The organism is Gilliamella sp. B3892, assembly GCF_026536305.1.
Classification (GTDB): Bacteria; Pseudomonadota; Gammaproteobacteria; order Enterobacterales; family Orbaceae; genus Gilliamella.
Genome location: NZ_JAFNOK010000042.1, coordinates 1 through 684, shown reverse-complemented (window position 1 = coordinate 684; position 684 = coordinate 1). Strand labels below are relative to the sequence as shown.

Genomic DNA, 684 nt, shown 5'->3' with positions numbered 1-684 from the left:
GTGGGTTGACGAGCGGTATCGTTTAATTGAGCCTGCTCAAATATTTGATGATCTAAAATATTCGTATTTAATGCATTATCAATAAACTCTTCATCGGCTTTTGTATATTTATAGGAACTAAATCTATATTTATTTTCATCTTTTCTTCTATGTAAATTAACTCTTCCCGAATAGACATATTTTGATAAAACTTCTTGCGAGATATTGTTTAACTGATCGACATTAATATTGACATTTTTACCGGCAATAATTTTACTATCATGATTATTTAAAGTTTGTCCTTGTATCGTAATATTACCGGTAGCGGTGATTTTACTTGGATCTGTTTCAATCAGTACAGTACGATATTTTTGTTTATAGATGTCATAATGCCAGGAATTTGCCGCCCCGTATACGCCTTTACTTGGAACATACATTCTTTGTAAGTACTTGGTATTACGTAAATGCAATGGAATATCATTCCATTTGTACAAACATCGACTATGTTTGTCACAAGACACGCCTGGAATACTACCCATACCTGTTGTCTTGATGCGATAAAGCACATCATCAGGCGAGTATTTGGTTTTCCCTTCCCCCTCAGACGTTTGAAAATAGACTTCATGTTCCGGTGGCTCGTCACTTTGGCGCATTTCAGTGACAATATGGTCATTAATATTATTAATGCGCTTAGCATTAATAAAT

At 34.4% G+C, this 684-nt stretch carries 1 protein-coding gene; it reads right to left on the bottom strand.

Going from position 1 to position 684, the window contains the following annotated elements; translation table 11 throughout:
* Positions 1–684, bottom strand: a 684-nt coding sequence (locus J3U74_RS12425; RefSeq protein ID WP_267338105.1) for a hypothetical protein, incomplete at both ends; no start/stop codon positions are given.